19 protein-coding genes are annotated in these 18,423 nt (G+C 72.2%); 11 read left to right on the top strand and 8 right to left on the bottom strand.

The features are described 5' to 3' along the window. Positions 1-38 precede the first annotated feature (38 nt). Positions 39-1,361, bottom strand: a complete 1,323-nt coding sequence (locus tag ACTJKO_RS09990) for an MFS transporter (protein ID WP_440688200.1) — start codon at positions 1,359-1,361, stop codon at positions 39-41. A 69-nt stretch (positions 1,362-1,430) separates the two neighbouring features. Here ACTJKO_RS09990 and ACTJKO_RS09985 point away from each other — a divergent pair, with 69 nt between their 5' ends. The 3 genes from ACTJKO_RS09985 (at position 1,431) to ACTJKO_RS09975 (ending at position 4,996) form a co-directional block, all read left to right on the top strand. Beyond that, a complete protein-coding gene (locus ACTJKO_RS09985; protein WP_440688198.1) occupies positions 1,431-1,802 on the top strand; it encodes an FKBP-type peptidyl-prolyl cis-trans isomerase in 372 nt (123 codons plus the stop codon). Continuing rightward, entirely contained in the window at positions 1,802-2,638 is an 837-nt protein-coding gene (locus ACTJKO_RS09980; RefSeq protein WP_440688196.1) for an aldo/keto reductase, read from the top strand. The genes ACTJKO_RS09985 and ACTJKO_RS09980 overlap by 1 nt, the downstream gene beginning before the upstream one ends. A 114-nt stretch (positions 2,639-2,752) precedes the next feature. After that, complete coding sequence (locus ACTJKO_RS09975; RefSeq protein ID WP_440688194.1) at positions 2,753-4,996, top strand: HelD family protein; 2,244 nt, start codon at positions 2,753-2,755, stop codon at positions 4,994-4,996. A 96-nt stretch (positions 4,997-5,092) separates the two neighbouring features. On the opposite strand, the gene ACTJKO_RS09970 is transcribed toward ACTJKO_RS09975, so the two are convergent. Genes ACTJKO_RS09970 through ACTJKO_RS09960 form a run of 3 tightly spaced genes read right to left on the bottom strand, consistent with a single transcriptional unit; the run spans position 5,093 to position 7,525 of the window. Continuing rightward, positions 5,093-5,365, bottom strand: a complete 273-nt coding sequence (locus tag ACTJKO_RS09970) for a protealysin inhibitor emfourin (protein ID WP_440688192.1) — start codon at positions 5,363-5,365, stop codon at positions 5,093-5,095. A gap of 28 nt (positions 5,366-5,393) precedes the next feature. Then, positions 5,394-6,443, bottom strand: a complete 1,050-nt coding sequence (locus tag ACTJKO_RS09965) for a M4 family metallopeptidase (RefSeq protein ID WP_440688190.1) — start codon at positions 6,441-6,443, stop codon at positions 5,394-5,396. A 35-nt stretch (positions 6,444-6,478) separates the two neighbouring features. After that, a complete protein-coding gene (locus tag ACTJKO_RS09960; protein WP_440688188.1) occupies positions 6,479-7,525 on the bottom strand; it encodes a glycoside hydrolase family 6 protein in 1,047 nt (348 codons plus the stop codon). Between the two features lie 124 nt (positions 7,526-7,649). On the opposite strand from ACTJKO_RS09960, the gene ACTJKO_RS09955 reads away from it, so the two are divergent. The 5 genes from ACTJKO_RS09955 (at position 7,650) to ACTJKO_RS09935 (ending at position 10,603) form a co-directional block, all read left to right on the top strand. Further along, positions 7,650-8,096 carry a VanZ family protein gene (locus ACTJKO_RS09955; RefSeq protein WP_440688187.1) on the top strand — a complete coding sequence of 149 codons (447 nt, stop codon included), beginning with the start codon at positions 7,650-7,652 and terminating at the stop codon, positions 8,094-8,096. A 101-nt stretch (positions 8,097-8,197) separates the two neighbouring features. After that, entirely contained in the window at positions 8,198-8,467 is a 270-nt protein-coding gene (gene rpsO, locus ACTJKO_RS09950; protein WP_022902140.1) for a 30S ribosomal protein S15, read from the top strand. 143 nt (positions 8,468-8,610) lie between these two features. Then, complete coding sequence (locus tag ACTJKO_RS09945) at positions 8,611-9,246, top strand: CE1759 family FMN reductase (RefSeq protein WP_440688184.1); 636 nt, start codon at positions 8,611-8,613, stop codon at positions 9,244-9,246. Positions 9,247-9,356: 110 nt separating this feature from the next. Then, a complete protein-coding gene (locus ACTJKO_RS09940; protein ID WP_440688182.1) occupies positions 9,357-9,659 on the top strand; it encodes a hypothetical protein in 303 nt (100 codons plus the stop codon). Between the two features lie 2 nt (positions 9,660-9,661). Next, the gene (locus ACTJKO_RS09935; protein WP_440688411.1) at positions 9,662-10,603 is read left to right on the top strand and encodes an FAD:protein FMN transferase; all 942 of its coding nucleotides are present in this window, start codon (positions 9,662-9,664) and stop codon (positions 10,601-10,603) included. A 10-nt stretch (positions 10,604-10,613) separates the two neighbouring features. Here the strand turns inward: ACTJKO_RS09935 and ACTJKO_RS09930 are convergent, their stop codons facing one another. Beyond that, the gene (locus ACTJKO_RS09930; protein ID WP_440688180.1) at positions 10,614-11,798 is read right to left on the bottom strand and encodes a coiled-coil domain-containing protein; all 1,185 of its coding nucleotides are present in this window, start codon (positions 11,796-11,798) and stop codon (positions 10,614-10,616) included. Between the two features lie 278 nt (positions 11,799-12,076). Between ACTJKO_RS09930 and ACTJKO_RS09925 the strand changes: the two genes are divergently transcribed. Beyond that, entirely contained in the window at positions 12,077-14,350 is a 2,274-nt protein-coding gene (locus tag ACTJKO_RS09925) for a polyribonucleotide nucleotidyltransferase (protein ID WP_440688178.1), read from the top strand. 89 nt (positions 14,351-14,439) lie between these two features. On the opposite strand, the gene ACTJKO_RS09920 is transcribed toward ACTJKO_RS09925, so the two are convergent. Further along, entirely contained in the window at positions 14,440-14,967 is a 528-nt protein-coding gene (locus ACTJKO_RS09920) for a YbhB/YbcL family Raf kinase inhibitor-like protein (RefSeq protein ID WP_440688176.1), read from the bottom strand. 123 nt (positions 14,968-15,090) lie between these two features. Beyond that, positions 15,091-15,738, bottom strand: a complete 648-nt coding sequence (locus tag ACTJKO_RS09915) for a TetR/AcrR family transcriptional regulator (RefSeq protein ID WP_440688174.1) — start codon at positions 15,736-15,738, stop codon at positions 15,091-15,093. Between the two features lie 248 nt (positions 15,739-15,986). Between ACTJKO_RS09915 and ACTJKO_RS09910 the strand changes: the two genes are divergently transcribed. Then, the gene (locus ACTJKO_RS09910) at positions 15,987-17,321 is read left to right on the top strand and encodes a M16 family metallopeptidase (RefSeq protein WP_440688172.1); all 1,335 of its coding nucleotides are present in this window, start codon (positions 15,987-15,989) and stop codon (positions 17,319-17,321) included. A gap of 5 nt (positions 17,322-17,326) precedes the next feature. After that, positions 17,327-17,929: a histidine phosphatase family protein gene (locus ACTJKO_RS09905; protein ID WP_440688409.1), complete on the top strand. Its 603-nt coding sequence runs from the start codon at positions 17,327-17,329 to the stop codon at positions 17,927-17,929. Between the two features lie 16 nt (positions 17,930-17,945). Here the strand turns inward: ACTJKO_RS09905 and ACTJKO_RS09900 are convergent, their stop codons facing one another. Then, a complete protein-coding gene (locus tag ACTJKO_RS09900; protein WP_440688170.1) occupies positions 17,946-18,422 on the bottom strand; it encodes a GNAT family N-acetyltransferase in 477 nt (158 codons plus the stop codon). Position 18,423 lies beyond the last annotated feature (1 nt).

The following is an 18,423-nucleotide window of genomic DNA, read 5'->3' as shown; positions in this document are numbered from 1 at the left end:
CGAGACTCGCGGGGCGCAGCCCGAGACTCGCCGCCCGCTCAGTTCGCGTGCGGGTGCCGTGCGTCGTACCGGCGGAACGACGGCACGAGTCGGAGGAGCAGCGCGACGAGCCCGATGATGAGCACGCCGCCGATGATCGGCGGGTACGCGATGCCCGCGGCGACGACCAGGCCCGCGTAGAGGTCCCCGATCCGCGGGCCGCCCGTGACGACGACGGTGAAGATCCCCTGCAGACGCCCGCGCATCCCGTCCGGCGCCGCCGCCTGGAGGATCGTGCCGCGGAACACCGCGCTGACGTTGTCGGCCCCGCCCGCGACCGCGAGGAAGAGCGCCGCGGCCCCGAGTGCGGGCAGGATGCCGACGTCGAAGGTCTCACCCGCGCGGCCCCCGAGGGCGGACGCGAACGCGATGACCACGCCGAACAGCGCGATCGCTCCGCCGTACACGGTGATGGCCCAGCCGACCGCCTCACCCTGGCGGCGGACGTGTCCGAGCGGGCCGGAGAACACGCTCGACACGAGGGCGCCGATCGCGTACGCCGCCGTGAGCGCCCCGACCGTGACCGCTCCGCCGCCGATGACGAGCGCACCGATCGCGGGGAAGAGCACGCGTGGCTGGCCGAACGTCATCGCGATGATGTCGAGCACGAACGTCATGGTGATGTTGCGGGAGCGTCGGAGGAACTTCGCGCCCTCGACGAGCGAGCCGAGCCCGGGGCGGAGCGCGTCGTGCTCGGGCGCCATCCGCGGCAGGGTGAACACCCCGAGGAACGCGCAGCTGAACAGCACCACGTCGATCGTGTAGGTGGGAGCGAAGCCGACGGCGGCGATGAGCACGCCGGCGACCGCCGGACCGACCGTGACCTGCAGGCCCGCCGCGATCCCGCCGAGGGCGCTCGCCGCGGGCAGGAGGTCGACGCCCACGAGCCGCGGGACGATGGCCGCGCGGGACGCGCCGTTCACGGTGGCCGCGACGGCGTTCACCGTCGCGAGGACGTACAGGAGCGCGACGCTGTGCAGGCCGAGCCAGGCGTGCGTGGCGATGAGCGCGACGGCGAGCCAGGCGACCACGGCGGACCAGAGCGCGACGGTGCGGCGGTCGAAGGCGTCGGAGAGCATGCCGCCGTAGAGCCCGGCGGCGATCATCGGCACGAGGGCGATGACGCCCACGAGCGACACCGCGAAGGTGGAACCGGTGATGTCGTAGACCTCGAGGCCGACGGCGACGGTGGTCATCTGCGTGCCGATGCCGGCGATCGCGGTGCCGGCCCAGAGCCGGGCGAAGGCGGGGGAGCGGCGGAGGGGTGTGAGGTCCGCGAGGAGTCGGCGTCGACGCTCGTCGGTCGGTGTGGATGATGTCACGGTGGAACCATTCTGGGGCCTGCGACGCCCTGCGTGGCGCGGACCGCGCTCTCTGGTTGACTTGCCTGCATGACTGACCTGAACAGCAAGCCCGAGTTCGACGCCCCCGAGGGCCCGGCCCCCACCGAGCTCGTCGTCACCGACATCGTCGAGGGTGACGGCGACGTCGCGAGCGCCGGTTCGACCGTCAAGGTCCACTACGCCGGCGTCGAGTACGAGACGGGCGAGGAGTTCGACAGCTCGTGGAACCGCGGCGAGCCGATCGACTTCCCGCTCGCGGCGCTCGTGCGCGGCTGGCAGGAGGGCATCCCCGGCATGAAGGTCGGCGGTCGCCGCAAGCTCGTCGTCCCGCCGGAGCTGGCCTACGGCCCCGCGGGCGGTGGCCACTTCCTCTCCGGCAAGACCCTGATCTTCATCATCGACCTGCTCGGGGTCCGCTGATGCAGGTCGGCGCACCGACGATCGAGCTGAACGACGGCCACCGGTTCCCGGAGCTCGGCCTCGGCACCTACGGGCTGAACGGCGACGAGGGCGCCGCTGCCGTCGGTACGGCGATCACGAGCGGCTACCGGCTGCTCGACACCGCGCTCAACTACGGCAACGAGGACGCCGTCGGGAAGGCCGTGCGCGAGTCGTCGGTCGACCGCGAGGACCTCGTCGTCACGTCGAAGCTCCCCGGCCGTCACCACGGCTACGACGAGGCGCACCGGTCGATCGACGAGACGCTCGGCAACCTGGGTCTCGACCGCGTCGACCTGTACCTCATCCACTGGCCGAACCCGTCCGTGGACAAGTTCGTCGACACGTGGAAGGCGTTCGTCGACCTCCGCGACAGCGGCAAGGTCCGCTCCATCGGCGTCTCGAACTTCACGCCGGAGCACCTCCGTCGGATCGTCGACGCGACCGGTGTCGCCCCAGCGGTCAACCAGGTCGAGCTGCACCCGTACTTCCCGCAGGCCGAACTGCGGAAGGTCCACCAGGAGCTCGGCATCGTCACCGAGAGCTGGAGCCCGCTCGCGAAGCGCTCGGAGCTCCTCACCGAGCAGCCGATCGTCGACGCCGCCGCTGCGCACGGTGTGACGCCGAGCCAGGTCGTGCTCCGCTGGCACGTCCAGCTCGGGGCCGTCCCGGTGCCGAAGTCGGGCGACGCGGACCGGCAGCGCGAGAACCTCGACGTGTTCGGCTTCGAGCTCACCGACGACGAGGTCCGGGCGATCTCCGGGCTCGAGCGCGGGCGTCTCTGGGACGGCGACCCGGACACGCACGAGGAGATGTAGACGCCGACGCGTCGGACTGGAGGCGCGGTGCCGGTCGGCACCGCGCCTCCGGTCGTTCTCGGTGTCGGTCCGGCGGGACTACACTGGACACCCCTGTTTGCCGAAGGGTGGCGTGTGTCCGAACCGACCGAGATCGACCGCGAGCGTGGCTACGTGGACGGGCTGTTCGCCCGACTCGACGAACTCACCGCCGAGGCCGAGCAGCGACTCGCCGAGACCCGCCGTCAGGCGGTCGGCGGGAACCACCAGAGCCGCAGCGAGCGTGACGCCTACGCGCGGCTCTACGAGGACACCATCGCGACGCTCGAGCGCGTGGGCGACCGGCTGGTGTTCGGTCGACTCGAGGTGTCCGAGCCCGACGGCGACGACGACGCCTTCCGCTACATCGGCCGGGTCGGTCTGCGGGACCGTGAGCACCGTCCGCTCCTGCTCGACTGGCGCGTGCCCGGGGCGAGCGCCTTCTACCAGGCCACGGCCGCGCACCCGATGGGGATGCGGGCCCGACGACACCTGACCCTCGACGGTCGCCGCGTGGTCGGCATCGAGGACGAGGTCTTCGACGCCGCGCTCTACGACGACGAGCGCACGCACCTGCAGGGCGAGGGCGCGCTCCTGGCAGCGGTGACCGCCGAGCGCACCGGCCGGATGACGGACATCGTCGCGACCATCCAGGGCGAGCAGGACCGCATCATCCGGTCCCCGCTCGAGGGGGTCCTCATCGTGCAGGGCGGCCCGGGCACCGGCAAGACGGCCGTCGCACTGCACCGTGCCGCGTACCTGCTGTACTCGTACCGCGAGCGGCTCCGGGGCTCCGGGGTGCTCATGGTCGGCCCGTCGCCCGCGTTCCTGACCTACATCGAGCAGGTGCTCCCGTCGCTCGGTGAGACCGGCGTCGTCATGGCGTCCCTCGGCTCCCTCTACCCGGGCGTGCACGCGACCCGGCACGACCAGCGGGACGTCGCGGCGGTGAAGGGTTCGGCGGAGATGGCGCAGCTGCTCCGCCGTGCCGTGCGCTCGCGGCAGGTCGTCCCCACCGCCGCGGTGACGCTCGACGTCGAGGGGGAACGCCTGGTGGTGCCGCCGGAGCTCGTCGCCGACGCGATGAAGCGCGCGCAGGACCGCGGGAAGCCGCACAACGTCGCCCGGGTCACGTTCAACAAGATCGCGCTCGACGCCATGACGCGCCTGCTCGCCGACCAGCTGCGGCAGCGCGGCACCACGGTCGACGAAGCGGACGAGAAGGTCCTGCGCGAGGACATCCGGTCCTCGTACGACGCCCGCGTGCTGCTGAACACGGCGTGGCTGCCGTTGCCGCCCGAGAAGTTCCTCGAGGACCTCTACGCGCGGCCGAACTGGCTCGCGAGCCTCACCCCGCACTGGACCGACGAGCGCCGGGCGCTGCTCCGCCGTCCGCGTGGCGCGGGCTTCACCGTGGAGGACGTGCCCCTCCTCGACGAGGCCGCCGAGCTCCTCGGCCCGTTCGACCCGACCGGCGGCGCTGCGAAGCGTGCTGCGAAGGCCAGCCGGAACCGCGACATCGAGAACGCGCGCCAGGCGATCGAGAACATGGGGGTCGAGGGGATCGTCACGGCGGAACAGGTCGCCGGGTCCTTCGCCGAGGGCGGTGACGCCCGCACGACCGCGGAGCGTGCCGCCGAGGACCGCGAGTGGACCTACGGGCACATCGTCGTCGACGAGGCGCAGGAGCTCTCCCCGATGCAGTGGCGGGTGCTCGCGCGCCGGAACCCACTGCGCTCGTTCACCATCGTCGGCGACATGGCGCAGGGCTCGTCGCCCGGAGCCGCACGCACGTGGGACGACGTCGTCGGGGCACTCGCCCGTCGTCGCCGGGGTCGCGCGCCGCAGGTGCCGATCGAGCACCGCATCGAGGAGCTCACGGTCAACTACCGGACGCCGCGCTCGATCGTCCGGGCAGCAGGTGCCTTCGCCGACGCCGCGGGACTCGCGGTCACCCGCACCGAAGCGGTCCGCGACGGCGATCCGGTCGAGCGGCTGCGGGCCGACCGGGCGGACCTGCTCGACACCGTCGCACGGGTGGTCGACGCCGAGCGGGAGCGGATCGGCAACGGCACGATGGGCGTCATCGTACCCGAGGCGGACGTCGACGCGGTGCGGCAGCGCCTGGCGCGGACCGAGGCGGACGTCCGGTCGCTGGGCTCGCCCCGACCGGGCTCCGTGACGGTGCTCACCGGTGCCGACGCGAAGGGACTCGAGTTCGACGGCGTCCTGCTCGTCGACCCGGACCGCGTCGGGGCCGATGCGGCGCGGGCTGCTGCGGCGGTCTACGTGGCGATGACCCGGCCGACCCGGCGCCTGACCGTCATCGACGTCGACTGACCCGGCCGCACGCGGTCCTGAGCCGTTGCCGACGAGCCGCCACGCGCCTCCCGGCCCCGGCTCAGGCTCCGGCCGCCGGGACGCGGGGCGTCTCGGTCAGGCCGGCGCGCCCTCGTCCCGCACCCGTGACACCAGCGCGGCCCACGGTCCGTCGAGCCGGGTGCCCGGGATCGTGACGGTCCGCTGCTCCAGGACGATCGTCCAGGTGAAGTCGTCGCGCACGGCCGATGCCGGTGCCGACGGCGCCGTGCGGGGGAGTGCCGCCACGAGGTCGGCCCAGCCGTCCGGGTCGTCGGCGGCGTCGGTGTCGACCCACCAGCCCCGGGTGGTGCCGGCGATCCCCCCGCTACGGCGGACGTCGATGCGCATGTCCCCGACGGTACGCCGAGCGCCCGGGTCAGTCGAGCACGCCGACCGTCCGCCACGCGTCCTGCACGGCGGTGTGCTGTGCTGACCCTGCCCCGAAGCGTGCCCCCGCTGCGTCGACGGTGACCGCCGCGAACCCCGCGAAGTCGATCGAGGAGGTGACCGCGTCCGACCGGAGCGCGTCCCACCAGACGGCACCGGCGCCCTCCCACGCGTTGCCGCCGATCGCGGTGGCCGCGAGGAAGAACGCGTGGTTCGGGATGCCGGAGTTGGTGTGGACGCCGCCGGAGTCCTCGGTGGTGTGCACGTAGCCGGCCATCGTCGCCGGCTGCGGGTCCTTGCCGAGCACCGGGTCGTCGTACGCCGTCCCCGGAGCGCGCATCGATCGCAGCGCGACCCCGTGCACGGCCGGGGTGAAGAGCCCCTCGCCGATGAGCCACGACGCCTGGTCGGCGGTCTGGTGCCGCGCGTACTGGGCGACGAGCGAGCCGAACACGTCGCTGATCGACTCGTTCAGGGCGCCGGACTGGCCCTCGTACGTCAGGTCGGCCGTGTACTGCGTGACGCCGTGCGCCAACTCGTGCCCGATGACGTCCACCGCGATCGTGAAGCGGTTGAAGACCTCGCCGTCGCCGTCGCCGAACACCATCCGGCTGCCGTCCCAGTAGGCGTTGTCGTAGTCCTGCCCGTAGTGGACGGTCGCGTCGAGCGGCAGGCCGGCACCGTCGATCGAGACCCGGTCGAAGACCTCGAGCCAGAAGGCGTGGGTGTCGCCGAGTCCGGTGTACGCCTCGTCCACCGCGGGGTCGCCGGAGTCCGGGTCACCCTCGTGCCGGACCGCGGTGCCGGGCAGCGTCGTCGACCCGTGGGCGTCCGAGATGGTCCGCTGCGGGGAGCGGTCGACGGCGCCGCTCGCGGTCTGCGGCGCCGCGCGGTGTTCGCGCTTGGGTGCCCGGACGGTGTCGAGCGACGCCAGCGCGGTCCGAGCCGCCTCGGCCGCGCGGGGGAAGTGCTCGGCGTCGGCCACGGCGCGGAGCAGGTAGGGCGGGACCACGGATCGGATGCGGTCGGTCGGTGTCATGGCGTCATGCAACCACCGGGGACCGACACCCGCGGTCAGTCGCGCTTGCGGTTCTCGACGAGCGCGAGCGCGTAGGACTCCCACCACTGTCCGGCCGCCGGGCCGCCGTTGCAGGTGCCGTCGCTGAGCCCCGGGGTCTTGACCCAGAGCAGCGCGTCGAGACGGGTGGAGCCGCGGGTGACGTGCGGAGGCTGACCGAGTCCCGCGCCCTGCGGGTTGCACCACGTGCCGCGCCAGCCCTGACCGTTGCGGGAGACGTCGATGACGAAGTGCGGATCGCCGCCGACGGCATCGGCGAGCCGGTCGGCGTAGGCGCGTTCCTGGTCGACGCGGTAGAAGTTCGACACGTTCGTGAAGAAGCCCTGCGTCCGGTCGATGCCGGCCGAACGGAGCCACTTCGCCATGGTGGCCGTGGGCACCCGGTTCTCGTTGCCGCCGTCGAGGTAGACGGTGAGGCCGTGACCGGCGAGCTCGCCGACGGCCTTCCGGAGGAGCTCGAGCCGACCCTGTCCGAGGCGCTTGCAGACGTGGATCTGCGCGATCGAGTCGGGTTCGACGAGCACGACGGCCCTCGACCCCGCCATCGCCCGCACGGCCGCGCGGACCCACGGCAGGTAGGCGTCCGCCTCGGTGCCGCCCTTCGAGAAGCTCCCGCAGTCGCGGTCGGGCACGTTGTAGAGCACGAACACCGGCGTCTTCCGCTGCTGCTCGGCGCTCCGGACGACGTCGCGGATGGTCGCGCGGGTCGCGCTGACGGAGGTGTTCGTGAGCCAGGTCGCGATCGGCTGGCCGGCGATCACGGCGATCTGCCGAGCGGTCGCGGCGTCGCCGTGGGCCCGGGCCGCCGACTCCTGCTTCCCGGGCTGGTTCTGGTCGGACGGCTGACGCGCGAGCCCGCCGGGGAACGCCTGGGACGCGGTCCGCCGTTCGGCGACGTGCCGCCCGGAGGTGTCCGCGCCGCGGGGGAGGACCAGCACGAGCGTCGTGACGAGTGCGGCCACGACGACCGCGGCGATGCCGATCCAGGTCCACTGACGTCGGCCGGGACTGCGGCCTGCACGGGTTCCCTCGACACTCGGCATGCGTCCATGCTGGCAGCTCCGGTGTCGCCGCGCCCAGCCCGGCCGGGCGTTCCCCCAGCCGCGGTGCCGCGTCCTGCCAGGCTCGTCGCCGGTTCCTGTCAGGACGGTGCCCCAGACTTGCCGGATGTTCCGGAAGCTCCTCCTCCTCGCCCTGACCGCTGGCTACGCCTGGGTGATCTGGCGGATGACCCTGACACCGCACGTGTTCACGTCGGCGCAGAACTCGCTCGTGCTGCACGCCATCGCGTGGGTCCAGCAGCTGCCGCACGGTGGGTGGTTCACCTACGACCGCACGGAGTTCCTCGCGAACATCGCCATGTTCGTCCCCGTGGGCGTGCTGGCCGCGCTGTGGTTGCCGCGGCGCTGGTGGATCCTCGGCGCGGTCGTCGGAGTCGCACTCTCGGTGGGCATCGAGTCCGCGCAGGCCGCGTTCCTTCCCGGTCGGGTCGCCGATCCCCGCGACGTGCTCTCGAACGGTCTCGGTGGACTCCTCGGCGCCACGCTCGTCGGCTTCGTCCGGAGCCTCCTTCCGGCACCGCGGCGCCGTCGGCTCCGCACCCGCACGGCCTGAGTCTCTGCTAGGCTTCTCCGGTTGCCGTCGAACGGCCGCGGACAAAGAGCGCTCGTGCAGCAGGCACGGGCACCGCGCAACGGACAGGAAGGGGATCATCCATGGCACTTGACGCGAAGGTCAAGCAGGAGATCATCGAAGAGTACGCGACCCACCCGGGCGACACCGGATCCCCCGAGGTCCAGGTCGCCGTTCTCACGCGTCGCATCAACGACCTGAACGAGCACCTCAAGGAGCACAAGCACGACCACCACTCGCGTCGTGGTCTGCTGCTCATGGTCGGTCAGCGTCGCCGTCTCCTCGGTTACCTCTCCGACGTCGACATCAACCGCTACCGTGCGCTCATCGAGCGCCTCGGCCTGCGTCGCTAGTCGACTCGCAGACACTGCGTGACCCGGACGCCCCGGTCCTCCTCGTGAGGATCGGGGCGTCCTCCCGTTCCGGGGGAATGCTTGCGGTCGAGCGCCGGTTGGGTACGATGTTCATGCAAACGCATCGAAAGTCGGGACCCATCATGACCACCATCGCCGTCGTCTCCGCCGGACTCTCCGAGCCCAGCTCCACCCGTCTGCTCGCCGACCGCCTGGGCGCCGCCGCCGTCGACGCGCTCGCCACCCCGGGCCCGGACGGACAGCCGGGAGGCGCGGTGCGGCTCCTGCACATCGACCTGCGTCCGCTGGCGCACGAGATCACCGACGCGATGCTCACCGGGTTCGCGGCCCCCGCGCTCGCCGCCGCGATGGCGACCGTCGTCGAGGCCGACGCCGTCGTGTTCGTCACCCCGATCTTCACCGCCGGCGTGAGCGGCCTGGCGAAGTCGTTCCTCGACGTGCTCGACAAGGACTCCCTCGCGGACATGCCGGTCCTGCTCGGCGCGACGGGCGGCACCGCCCGGCACTCGCTCGCGATCGACCACGCGCTGCGACCGGTCTTCGCCTACCTCCGCGCCGCGGTCGTCCCGACGGGCGTGTTCGCCGCGACCGACGACTGGGGGAGCGAGGGCGACTCCGCCGCGCTCGACGGTCGCATCCGCCGGGCCGGGACGGACCTGGCGTGGGCGATCCGCGCCTCCCGTCGGACGCCGCAGGACGCCGACGCGCTCCCGGAGACGGCGGACTTCGCGTCCCTGCTCGGTGGTCTCGGGCACTAGGCCGCACGCTCCTCATCCCGTCCACAGCCTCCGTGGGGCAGCGCTGCAGCCGACGCCCGGTCCGTTCATCGATCCGTCCGGGAACCTCGTCCTGACGACGAGGAGGACCGATGGACACCAGACGGAACGGCAGGCGATCCGCGCCGACGACGAGCGCGCTCGTGAGCGCCGGCGGGCTCGTGGTCGCGCTGCTCACGGGGGCCGGCCTGTGGTTCGGGCACGAGCAGACGACCAGTACGCAGACCTCGACCGAGAGCACGACGAGCGACTCCGGCGCCTCGAGCGGCTCCGGGACGTCGAGCGGCTCCGGGACGTCGAGCGACTCTGGCACGTCGAGTGACTCCGGCGTGACACGGGGCGACTCCGGCAGCACCGCCTCCGGCTCCTCCGACGCGACGACGACGGGGTCGTGACGATGCGTGCCGCCGCCGAGTGGGACCTCTGGACCACCACCGCCCGCGTCGTCCTGGACCACCGGGACCGCCGCCACCTGGCCGCTGCCGAGGCGTGCGTCCGCGGGGTCACCACCGCGGTCGACGCCGCGTGCAGCCGGTTCCGGGACGACTCCGAACTCACCGTCCGCGCCGCCGACCTGGTGCACGGCGCAGCGGTGTCGCCGCTGCTGGCCGCGCTCGTGCACCACGCGCTCGACGCCGCCCGGGCGACGGACGGCGCCGTCGACCCGACGCTCGGTGCCCGCATGGTGTCCCTCGGGTACGACGCCGCCTTCACCACGGCGCCACCCGCGTCAGCGACGCCCGTACCCGCTCCGGAGGCGATCGCCCGTGGACTCGACCGACGACCCGCGTGGCAGCGTGTCCTGCTGTCCGGCACGTTCCTCCGGGTGCCCGACGGGGTGACCCTCGACCTCGGCGCCACCGCGAAGGCCGTGGCTGCCGACATGGCCGCGGCGAGCATCACCGCCCGGCTCGGCGTCGGAGCGCTCGTGTCGCTCGGCGGGGACGTCGCCACGGCGGGCCCGGAACCATCGGGCGGGTGGCAGGTGTGCGTGCAGGACCTCGCGACCGACCCGGCCGACCACGTCCGGATCGCAGCCGGGTGGTCCGTCGCGACGTCGAGCACGCAGAAGCGCCGGTGGGAGCAGGACGGCCGTGCCCGGCACCACATCCTCGACCCACGGTGGGGGCTGCCAGCCGATCCGGTCTGGCGGTCCGTGACGGTCGTCGCGCCGTCCTGCGTCACCGCGAACACCATGACCACCGCCGCGGTCGTCCGTGGTCACGGCGCCGTCGAGATGCTCCGTCGGAGCGGCCGCGCGGCACGGCTCGTGGCTGCGGACGGGTCGGTCGTGCGGCTCGGCGGCTGGCCGGCGGACGAGTCGCGCGCGGCCGCCTGAAGGGCCCCGCTCAGTACCAGTGCGGGTTGACGCTCATCTCGTGGTTCCACGCGCCGCACGGCGAGCCGTACGCGTCGTGGATGTACGCCAGGCCCCAGTTGATCTGCGTCGCGGCGTTCGTCCGCCAGTCCGCGCCGGCGACGGCCATCTTGCTGGCGGGCAGCGACTGCGGGATGCCGTACGCCCCGCTGGAGGTGTTCAGCGCGTTCGCACGCCAGCCGGACTCCTGCGTCCACAGTGAGACGAGGCACGAGAACTGGTCCGAGCCCCAGCCGTAGGCACCGATGGCGCTCCGGGCGTAGGCCTGGGCGCCGGCCGGGTCGACCACGACGCCGTCCGTGCTCGGGTACGACGAGCCGGAGCCGACGCTCGTGGTCGGGGTCGGCGTGCTCATAGCGGCGGCTGCTGCGGCTTCCTCGCGTCGGCGCTGCTGCTCGGCCTTCTGCGCGGCGACCTGCACGCCGAGCTGGTAGCGCTCCTCCGTCTTCGCGGTGGTGTCCTTGAGGGCGGCGAGCTGGGCGTAGAGCTCGTCGCTGTGCGCCTTCGTGTCCGCGACCGCAGCGTTCGCGGCGGCCTCGGCGTCCTCCGCGGCGCTCGCCTTCGTCTCGGCGGCGGTGGCGAGCTCGGCGCGTTCCGCTTCCGCGCGGGTCGCCTGGTCGTGCAGGGAGGACGCCGTCTTCGCGGCGACGGACGCGTCGTCCATCACGCCGGTCCACGTCGTCGACAGCTGGTCGAGCGCCCCGAGCTGGTACAGGAGCTGGTCGGGGTCCTTCGCGGTGGCGATGCGGGTCGTCATCTCGTTCGAGCTGCCGTCGCGGTACAGGTTGGCGGCCAGCTGTCCGGCGCGCTGCTGCGCTCGTTCGGCGGTCTTCGCCGCCTGGTCGGCCTGGGCCTGGAGGGACGTGGCGGTCTGGGTGGCGGAGGCCAGCTCCGCCTCGGCCCGGTCCGCCCGCTCGGAGGCGTCGAGCGCGGCCTGCGACTTCGCCGCGGCGGTCGCCTGCGCGGACTCGAGTGCCGCCTGCACCCGCGCGACCTCGCCCTTCTTCGCCTGCTCGTTGCCCTGCGCGCGCTGCACGTCCTGCCAGCTGGGGTACTCCGTCGCGTTCGCCGGGACAGCGGTGACGACGGGGGCGACGAGCGCGCCGACGACCAGCGCGGCCGCGACGTACCGGCCCCGGGAAGGGGTGAGGCGCATGGGAGCAGGCTACCCAGGACACGCCCGTTCGCCGTGAGCCTCGCCGCCGATTCCCTGTGGACTGGTAAAGTCCATCCCGTCCGGGGACCGTTTCCCCGGACGTTGGACAAACACTACGCAGGCCGGGCACGGAGCTGGTCATCGGTGGTGGCTCGCGGGCCGGACGGTTTCCCGAGTGCTTCTACTGCTGGCCAGACATGCGTCCCGATCCCTTCGGCGCGCACGCACCATCGGGTGCCGTCGCCCCAGCCTGCCGAACACATCAAGGAGGCACCCTTTTGGAGGGTCCCGAGATCAAGTTCGCCGAGGCCGTCATCGACAACGGCAAGTTCGGCACGCGCACCGTCCGGTTCGAGACCGGTCGGCTCGCACAGCAGGCCCAGGGCGCGGTCGCCGCGTACCTCGACGAGGAGACCATGCTCCTGTCGGCCACCAGCGCCGGCAAGCACCCGCGTGAAGGGTTCGACTTCTTCCCGCTGACCGTCGACGTCGAGGAGCGCTCGTACGCCGCCGGCAAGATCCCCGGTTCGTTCTTCCGTCGCGAAGGCCGTCCCAGCACCGAGGCGATCCTCGTCTGCCGTCTCATCGACCGGCCGCTGCGCCCGTCGTTCGTCGACGGCCTCCGCAACGAGGTCCAGATCGTCATCACCGTCCTGAGCATCGCGCCGGACGAGTTCTACGACGCGCTCGCGATCAACGCGGCGTCCGCGTCGACGCAGATCTCCGGTCTGCCGTTCTCCGGCCCGATCGCCGGTGTGCGCCTCGCGCTCATCGACGACCAGTGGGTCGCGTTCCCGAAGGCCTCGCAGCTCGCCGACGCCGTGTTCGACCTGACCGTCGCCGGCCGCGTCGTGACCGACGAGCAGGGCAACGAGGACGTCGCGATCATGATGGTCGAGGCGGAGGCCACCGAGCACAGCTGGGACCTCATCCAGGGCGGTGCCACCAAGCCGGACGAGGCCGTCGTCGCGCAGGGTCTCGAGGCGGCAAAGCCGTTCCTCAAGGTCCTCGTCGAGGCACAGGCGAAGATGGCGGCGCAGTCCGCCAAGGAGATCCAGGACTACCCGGTGTTCCCGGCGTACGCGCCCGAGGTCTACTCGGTCGTCGAGTCGCTGGCCCTCTCCGAGCTCGGCGAGGTCTACAAGATCGCCGGCAAGCTCGAGCGTCAGGACGCCGACGACGCCCTCAAGGCCCGCGTGAAGGACGCCGTCGCCGCCAAGGTCGAGGCCGGGGAGCTCCCCGCCGAGGCCAACGGCCAGGTCAGCGCCGCCTACAAGTCGGTCACGAAGAAGGTCGTCCGCGGCCGCATCCTGACCGAGCAGGTCCGCATGGACGGCCGTGGCCTCGCCGACATCCGCCCGCTCGACGCCGAGGTCGCCGTGATCCCGCGCGTCCACGGTTCGGCGATCTTCCAGCGCGGCGAGACGCAGATCCTCGGCGTCACCACGCTGAACATGCTCAAGATGGAGCAGCAGATCGACTCGCTGTCGCCTGTCACGAAGAAGCGCTACCTGCACCACTACAACTTCCCGCCCTACTCGACCGGCGAGACCGGCCGCGTGGGTTCGCCGAAGCGTCGCGAGATCGGGCACGGCTTCCTCGCCGAGCGCGCGCTCGTGCCGGTGCTGCCGTCGCGCGAGGAGTTCCCCTACGCGATCCGTCAGGTGTCCGAGGCCCTCGGCTCCAACGGTTCGACGTCGATGGGCTCCGTCTGCGCCTCGACCCTGTCGCTCCTCAACGCCGGTGTGCCGCTCAAGGCGCCGGTCGCGGGCATCGCGATGGGCCTCGTCTCCGACACCGTCGACGGTCAGACCCGCTACGCGGCGCTGACCGACATCCTCGGTGCGGAGGACGCCCTCGGTGACATGGACTTCAAGGTCGCCGGTACCTCGGAGTTCGTCACCGCGATCCAGCTCGACACGAAGCTCGACGGCATCCCGTCGTCGGTGCTCGACGCCGCGCTGAAGCAGGCGAAGGAAGCGCGCTCCGCGATCCTCGGCGTGCTGACCGAGGCGATCGACGCCCCCGACGAGATGGCCGACACCGCGCCGCGCGTCATCTCCGTGCAGATCCCCGTCGACAAGATCGGCGAGCTGATCGGCCCGAAGGGCAAGACGATCAACGGCATCCAGGACGAGACCGGTGCCGACATCTCGATCGAGGACGACGGCACCGTCTACATCGGCGCCGTCGACGGTCCGTCGGCCGAGGCCGCTCGCGCCCAGGTCAACGCGATCGCGAACCCGACGAACCCGGAGATCGGGGACCAGTTCCTCGGCACGGTCGTCAAGATCGCGACGTTCGGTGCGTTCGTGTCGCTGCTCCCGGGCCGCGACGGCCTGCTCCACGTCTCCGAGGTGCGCAAGCTCGCCGGTGGCAAGCGTGTGGAGAACGTCGAGGACGTCCTCGGCGTCGGCCAGAAGATCCTGGTCGAGGTCACCAAGGTCGACGACCGCGGCAAGCTGTCGCTCGCGCCGGTCGTCGCCGACGAGGTGGACACCGAGGGCAGCAAGGGTCACGAGACCCACGCCGAGGCTCCGGCCGAGGGCTGAACCCCTCCCGCGTCCTGACGCACGAACGGCCGCCGTCCCTTCCGGGGCGGCGGCCGTTCGCCGTTTCGGGATCGCCACGCGCGCCCTGCTCAGGCGGCGGGCGTCTCCTGGATGCCGACGAGCTGGGCGCGCCCGAGCAGGTGCTCGCGCAGGACGAACCCGACGACCGCGGGGGTCGCGTCGGCCGGAGCCTCGAGGACGGGGACGTCGAGCGCGCTCAGCGTGAAGAAGTAGCGGTGCGGACCGTGTCCGGCGGGCGGGGCGGCACCGAGGAACGTGTCCGTCCCGAACTCGTTGCGACGTCGGAGCGCCTCGGCCGGCAGGAGCGCGTCGTCCGTGCCCGCTCCCGCAGGCAGAGAGCTGACGGACGCCGGGATGTCCGTGACGGCCCAGTGCCAGAAGCCGGAGCCGGTGGGCGCATCGGGGTCGTAGACCGTCAGCACGAAGCTCTTCGTGCCCTCGGGGGCTCCGGACCACTCGAGCGCGGGGGAGCGGTCCTCGCCGCCGACGTCGGCGCCGCGGGCGGACGTCGGGAGCACGCCCCCGTCGGCGAAGTCGGGGCTCGTCAGGGTGAAGGTGGGCACCTCGGGGAGGTTCCAGTTGGGGTGGTTGGCCATGCCTCCACCCAACACCCGCAGCCTCGGTCGTCGCTCGGTGCCGACGTGCGGACGGGAGGCGCGGTTCGGGGCCGACCCGCGCCTCCCGACCGTCATCCGGTCACCCGGTGCGTGTCCGGTGCGTCAGGAGGCGAGCACGCGCTCCACGACGCGGCCGAGGGCCGCGGTGGCTGCGATGGCGTCGCCGGCGTACGCGCCGGACATGGCCCCGTCGCGCGCGAGCATGAGTTCGTCGGCACCGTCGCCCGGCAGCGCGTGCCCGGCTGCCTGCAGCAGGTCGGCCAGCCGCTCCGTGTACCAGTCGCGGTGCATCGCGACGACCTCGCGCACGGGGTCGCGCGGGTCGTGGTACTCGGCGGCCGCGTTCAGGAACGCGCACCCGCGGAACTCGGATTCGTTCACCTCGTCGGCGAGGGCGTCGACCCAGGCGCGCACGGCGTCGTCCGGGGTTGCGGCGCCGGCGATGAGCTGTTCCATCCGCTGCTGCACGCGTTCGTGCTGTGCGCGGATGTAGGCGAGGATCAGGTTGTCCTTCGACCCGTAGTGCTTGTAGAACGTCGCCTTCGTGACGCTCGCCTCGGAGATGAGACGGTCGACGCCGACGCCGTGGATGCCCTCCTCGTAGAAGAGGCGCGTCGCGGTGTCGAGGATGCGGACCTTCGCGCCGCCGGAGCGGGGAGCCGGGGGGACGCTCGACCCGTCCGGCGACGCGAGGTTCGCGCTCGGGCCAGGGAGACGCTGGACGGCCGGTTGGGGGGAATCGACCGTCACAGCGTGGCTCCTTGGACTCATCGGCTCCGCGGCGGAGCGGGGGGACTCGTGTGCCGCGTAGGACTGATGTCCCGAGCCACCGGATCGGAATCTAGGGGGGCTTCCGATCCGGTGCAACCACTGTACCACAAGGAGGACAGACAGACGAGTCTTTCTATCCTCCTCTGCTGTACCCCACTTCGAGTGACATCGTGTGGGCCTGTGGAAACTGGGCGAGCGGCCGTCGCGGATCAGTAGGCTCGTCTGCGATGAACCACCCAGTGCCGTTGCCGCTCGAGGCCCCGGACACGTCGTTCCTGACGTCCGGGGGCGCCTTCGTCCGCCGATCCGTCCTCCCGTCCGGCGTGCGGGTCCTCACGGAGGCCATGCCCGGAGCGAGTTCGACGAGCCTCGGGTTCTGGGTGGGCGTCGGTTCCCGCGACGAGCGCGAGGGGCAGTACGGCTCGACGCACTTCCTCGAACACCTCCTGTTCAAGGGCACGGCGACCCGCTCGGCCCTCGACATCGCGATCTCCTTCGACTCCGTGGGCGGCGAACACAACGCGGCCACGGCGAAGGAGTACACGTGCTACTACTCGCGCGTCCGGGACGCCGACGTGCCGATGGCGGTCGCGGTCATCGGTGACATGGTGACCGGCTCGGTGCTCGACCCCGCCGCGTTCGACGTCGAGCGCGGCGTGATCCTCGAAGAACTGGCGATGGCGGCCGACGACCCCGCCGACGTCGCGGGCGAGGCCTTCTTCGCTGCGGCCTTCGACGGGCACGCCCTCGGCCGACCGATCGGTGGCACGCCGGAGAGCATCCGCGCCGTGCAGCGCGACGAGGTCCTCGCGCACTACCACGAGCACTACGCACCGAACGGCATCGTGGTCACCGCGGCCGGAGCCATCGACCACGACCACTTCTGCGACCTCGTCGAAGCGGTGTTCCAGGGTGCCCCGAAGGCCTCGCCGCTGGCCCGGCGCACGCCCGAGCCCGTCGCCGACCCCGCCGTGCCGAAGCTCTCCGTCGTGCACCGCCCGACCGAACAGGTCAGCATGCTCCGCGGCTCGCAGGGCCTCGACCTCCGTGACGAACGTCGTCCGGTCCTCAGCGTGCTCAACGCCGTGCTCGGCGGTGGCATGAGCTCCCGCCTCTTCCAGGAAGTCCGCGAGCGCCGCGGTCTCGCCTACGCCGTCAGCTCGTTCGCGCCCGCCTACCTCGACAACGGCGCGTTCGGTGTCTACGCCGGGTGCGCCCCCGACAACGTCGCCGGCGTCGTCGAGATCATCGACGCCGAGTTCCGGCGGATGGTCGACGACGGCATCACCGACGACGAGCTCCGCCGCGCCAAGGGGCAGATCGAGGGTGCGCTCACGCTCTCGCTCGAGGACTCCGACGCGCGCATGACCCGCCTCGGCCGGTCCGAGCTCGGCACGGGCGAGTTCACCGACCTCGCCACCGCGCTCGAGCGGGTCGACCGTGTCACGACGGACGACGTCCTCGAACTCTCCAGGGACCTCCTCACCCGCCCCGCGATCACCTCCGTGGTCGGCGCGGTGCAGCAGGACGAGCTCGCGGCAGCGATCGGGATCGGGGGGTGACGGACGTGTCGCACTACCTCTACCTCGTCCGGCACGGCGAGCACCAGGACGCCGAGCACGGACTGCGGGACGGCAAGCTCTCCGAGCGCGGCAAGCGGCAGGCGATGCTCGTCGCCGACCGGCTCGGCGGCGTGCCCTTCGACGGCGTGTACCACTCCCCGCTCGAAGCCCCGAGCGAGACCGCGTCGTTCCTCGCCCAGCGACTGCCGGCGATCCAGCCGGAGCCGTCCACGCTCCTCTTCGACTGCATCCCCTCCGGCCCGACGCCGGACATGCCGCACGCCTACCAGGGCTGGTACGGCGGCATCACGGAAGAGGAGATCGTCGCCGGCCAGGCCCAGATGGGCGACGCCGTGGCCGAGTGGTTCACCCCCGCGCGCGAGGACCGCCACGACCTCCTCATCACGCACAACGCCGTCATCGGGTGGTTCGTGCGCGAAGCATTCCAGGCACCCGAGTGGCGCTGGATGGGCACGAACGTCGCCCACACGTCGCTGACGATCATCCGCATCCGGTCGGCCAAGCCCGCCGAGGTGGTCGCGCTGAACGACCTGGCGCACCTCCCGGTGGAGCTCCGCACGGGCCTGCCGGTCGACCAGCCGGTCTGATCGCCGGCCCGAGCCGTCAGCGGACCGGCTTGCGGTACCAGGCGTTCGCGTTCGGGTTGTCGTTGAACGGCTGCACGCGCTCGTAGCCCCGGCTGCGGTACATCGCGCCCGCGGCGACGAGCGAGTCGTTCGTGTCGAGGACCACCGCGGTCGCACCGAGCGCCACGGCACGGTCCTCGAGCACGTCCATCACCCGGGTCGCCACCCCGGCGCCGCGGCCCTCGGGCGCGACGTACACGTGCTTGACCTCGAACCGGACGTCCGCCCCGTCGTCCGGGATCCGCCGGAGACCGCCGCACCCGACCGGCCGGTCGTCGTCGTACGCCACGACGAACACGCCGTCCGGATCGGTGAACTCCGCGGCGGGGGCGCGCTTGCGTGCGTAGCTGCCCTGCGCACTCGGGAACGTCGCCGCACGCTCATCGAGGTAGGCGTCCAGCAGCGCGTCGACCTCCGGTGCGTCGGCCGGTACCGTCCTGACCTCGAGCGTCATG

Source organism: Curtobacterium sp. 22159 (assembly GCF_052045775.1).
Taxonomy (GTDB): domain Bacteria; phylum Actinomycetota; class Actinomycetes; order Actinomycetales; family Microbacteriaceae; genus Curtobacterium.
The sequence above is the reverse complement of the archived record's forward strand: the minus strand, read 5'-3'. Positions and strand labels throughout refer to the sequence as shown.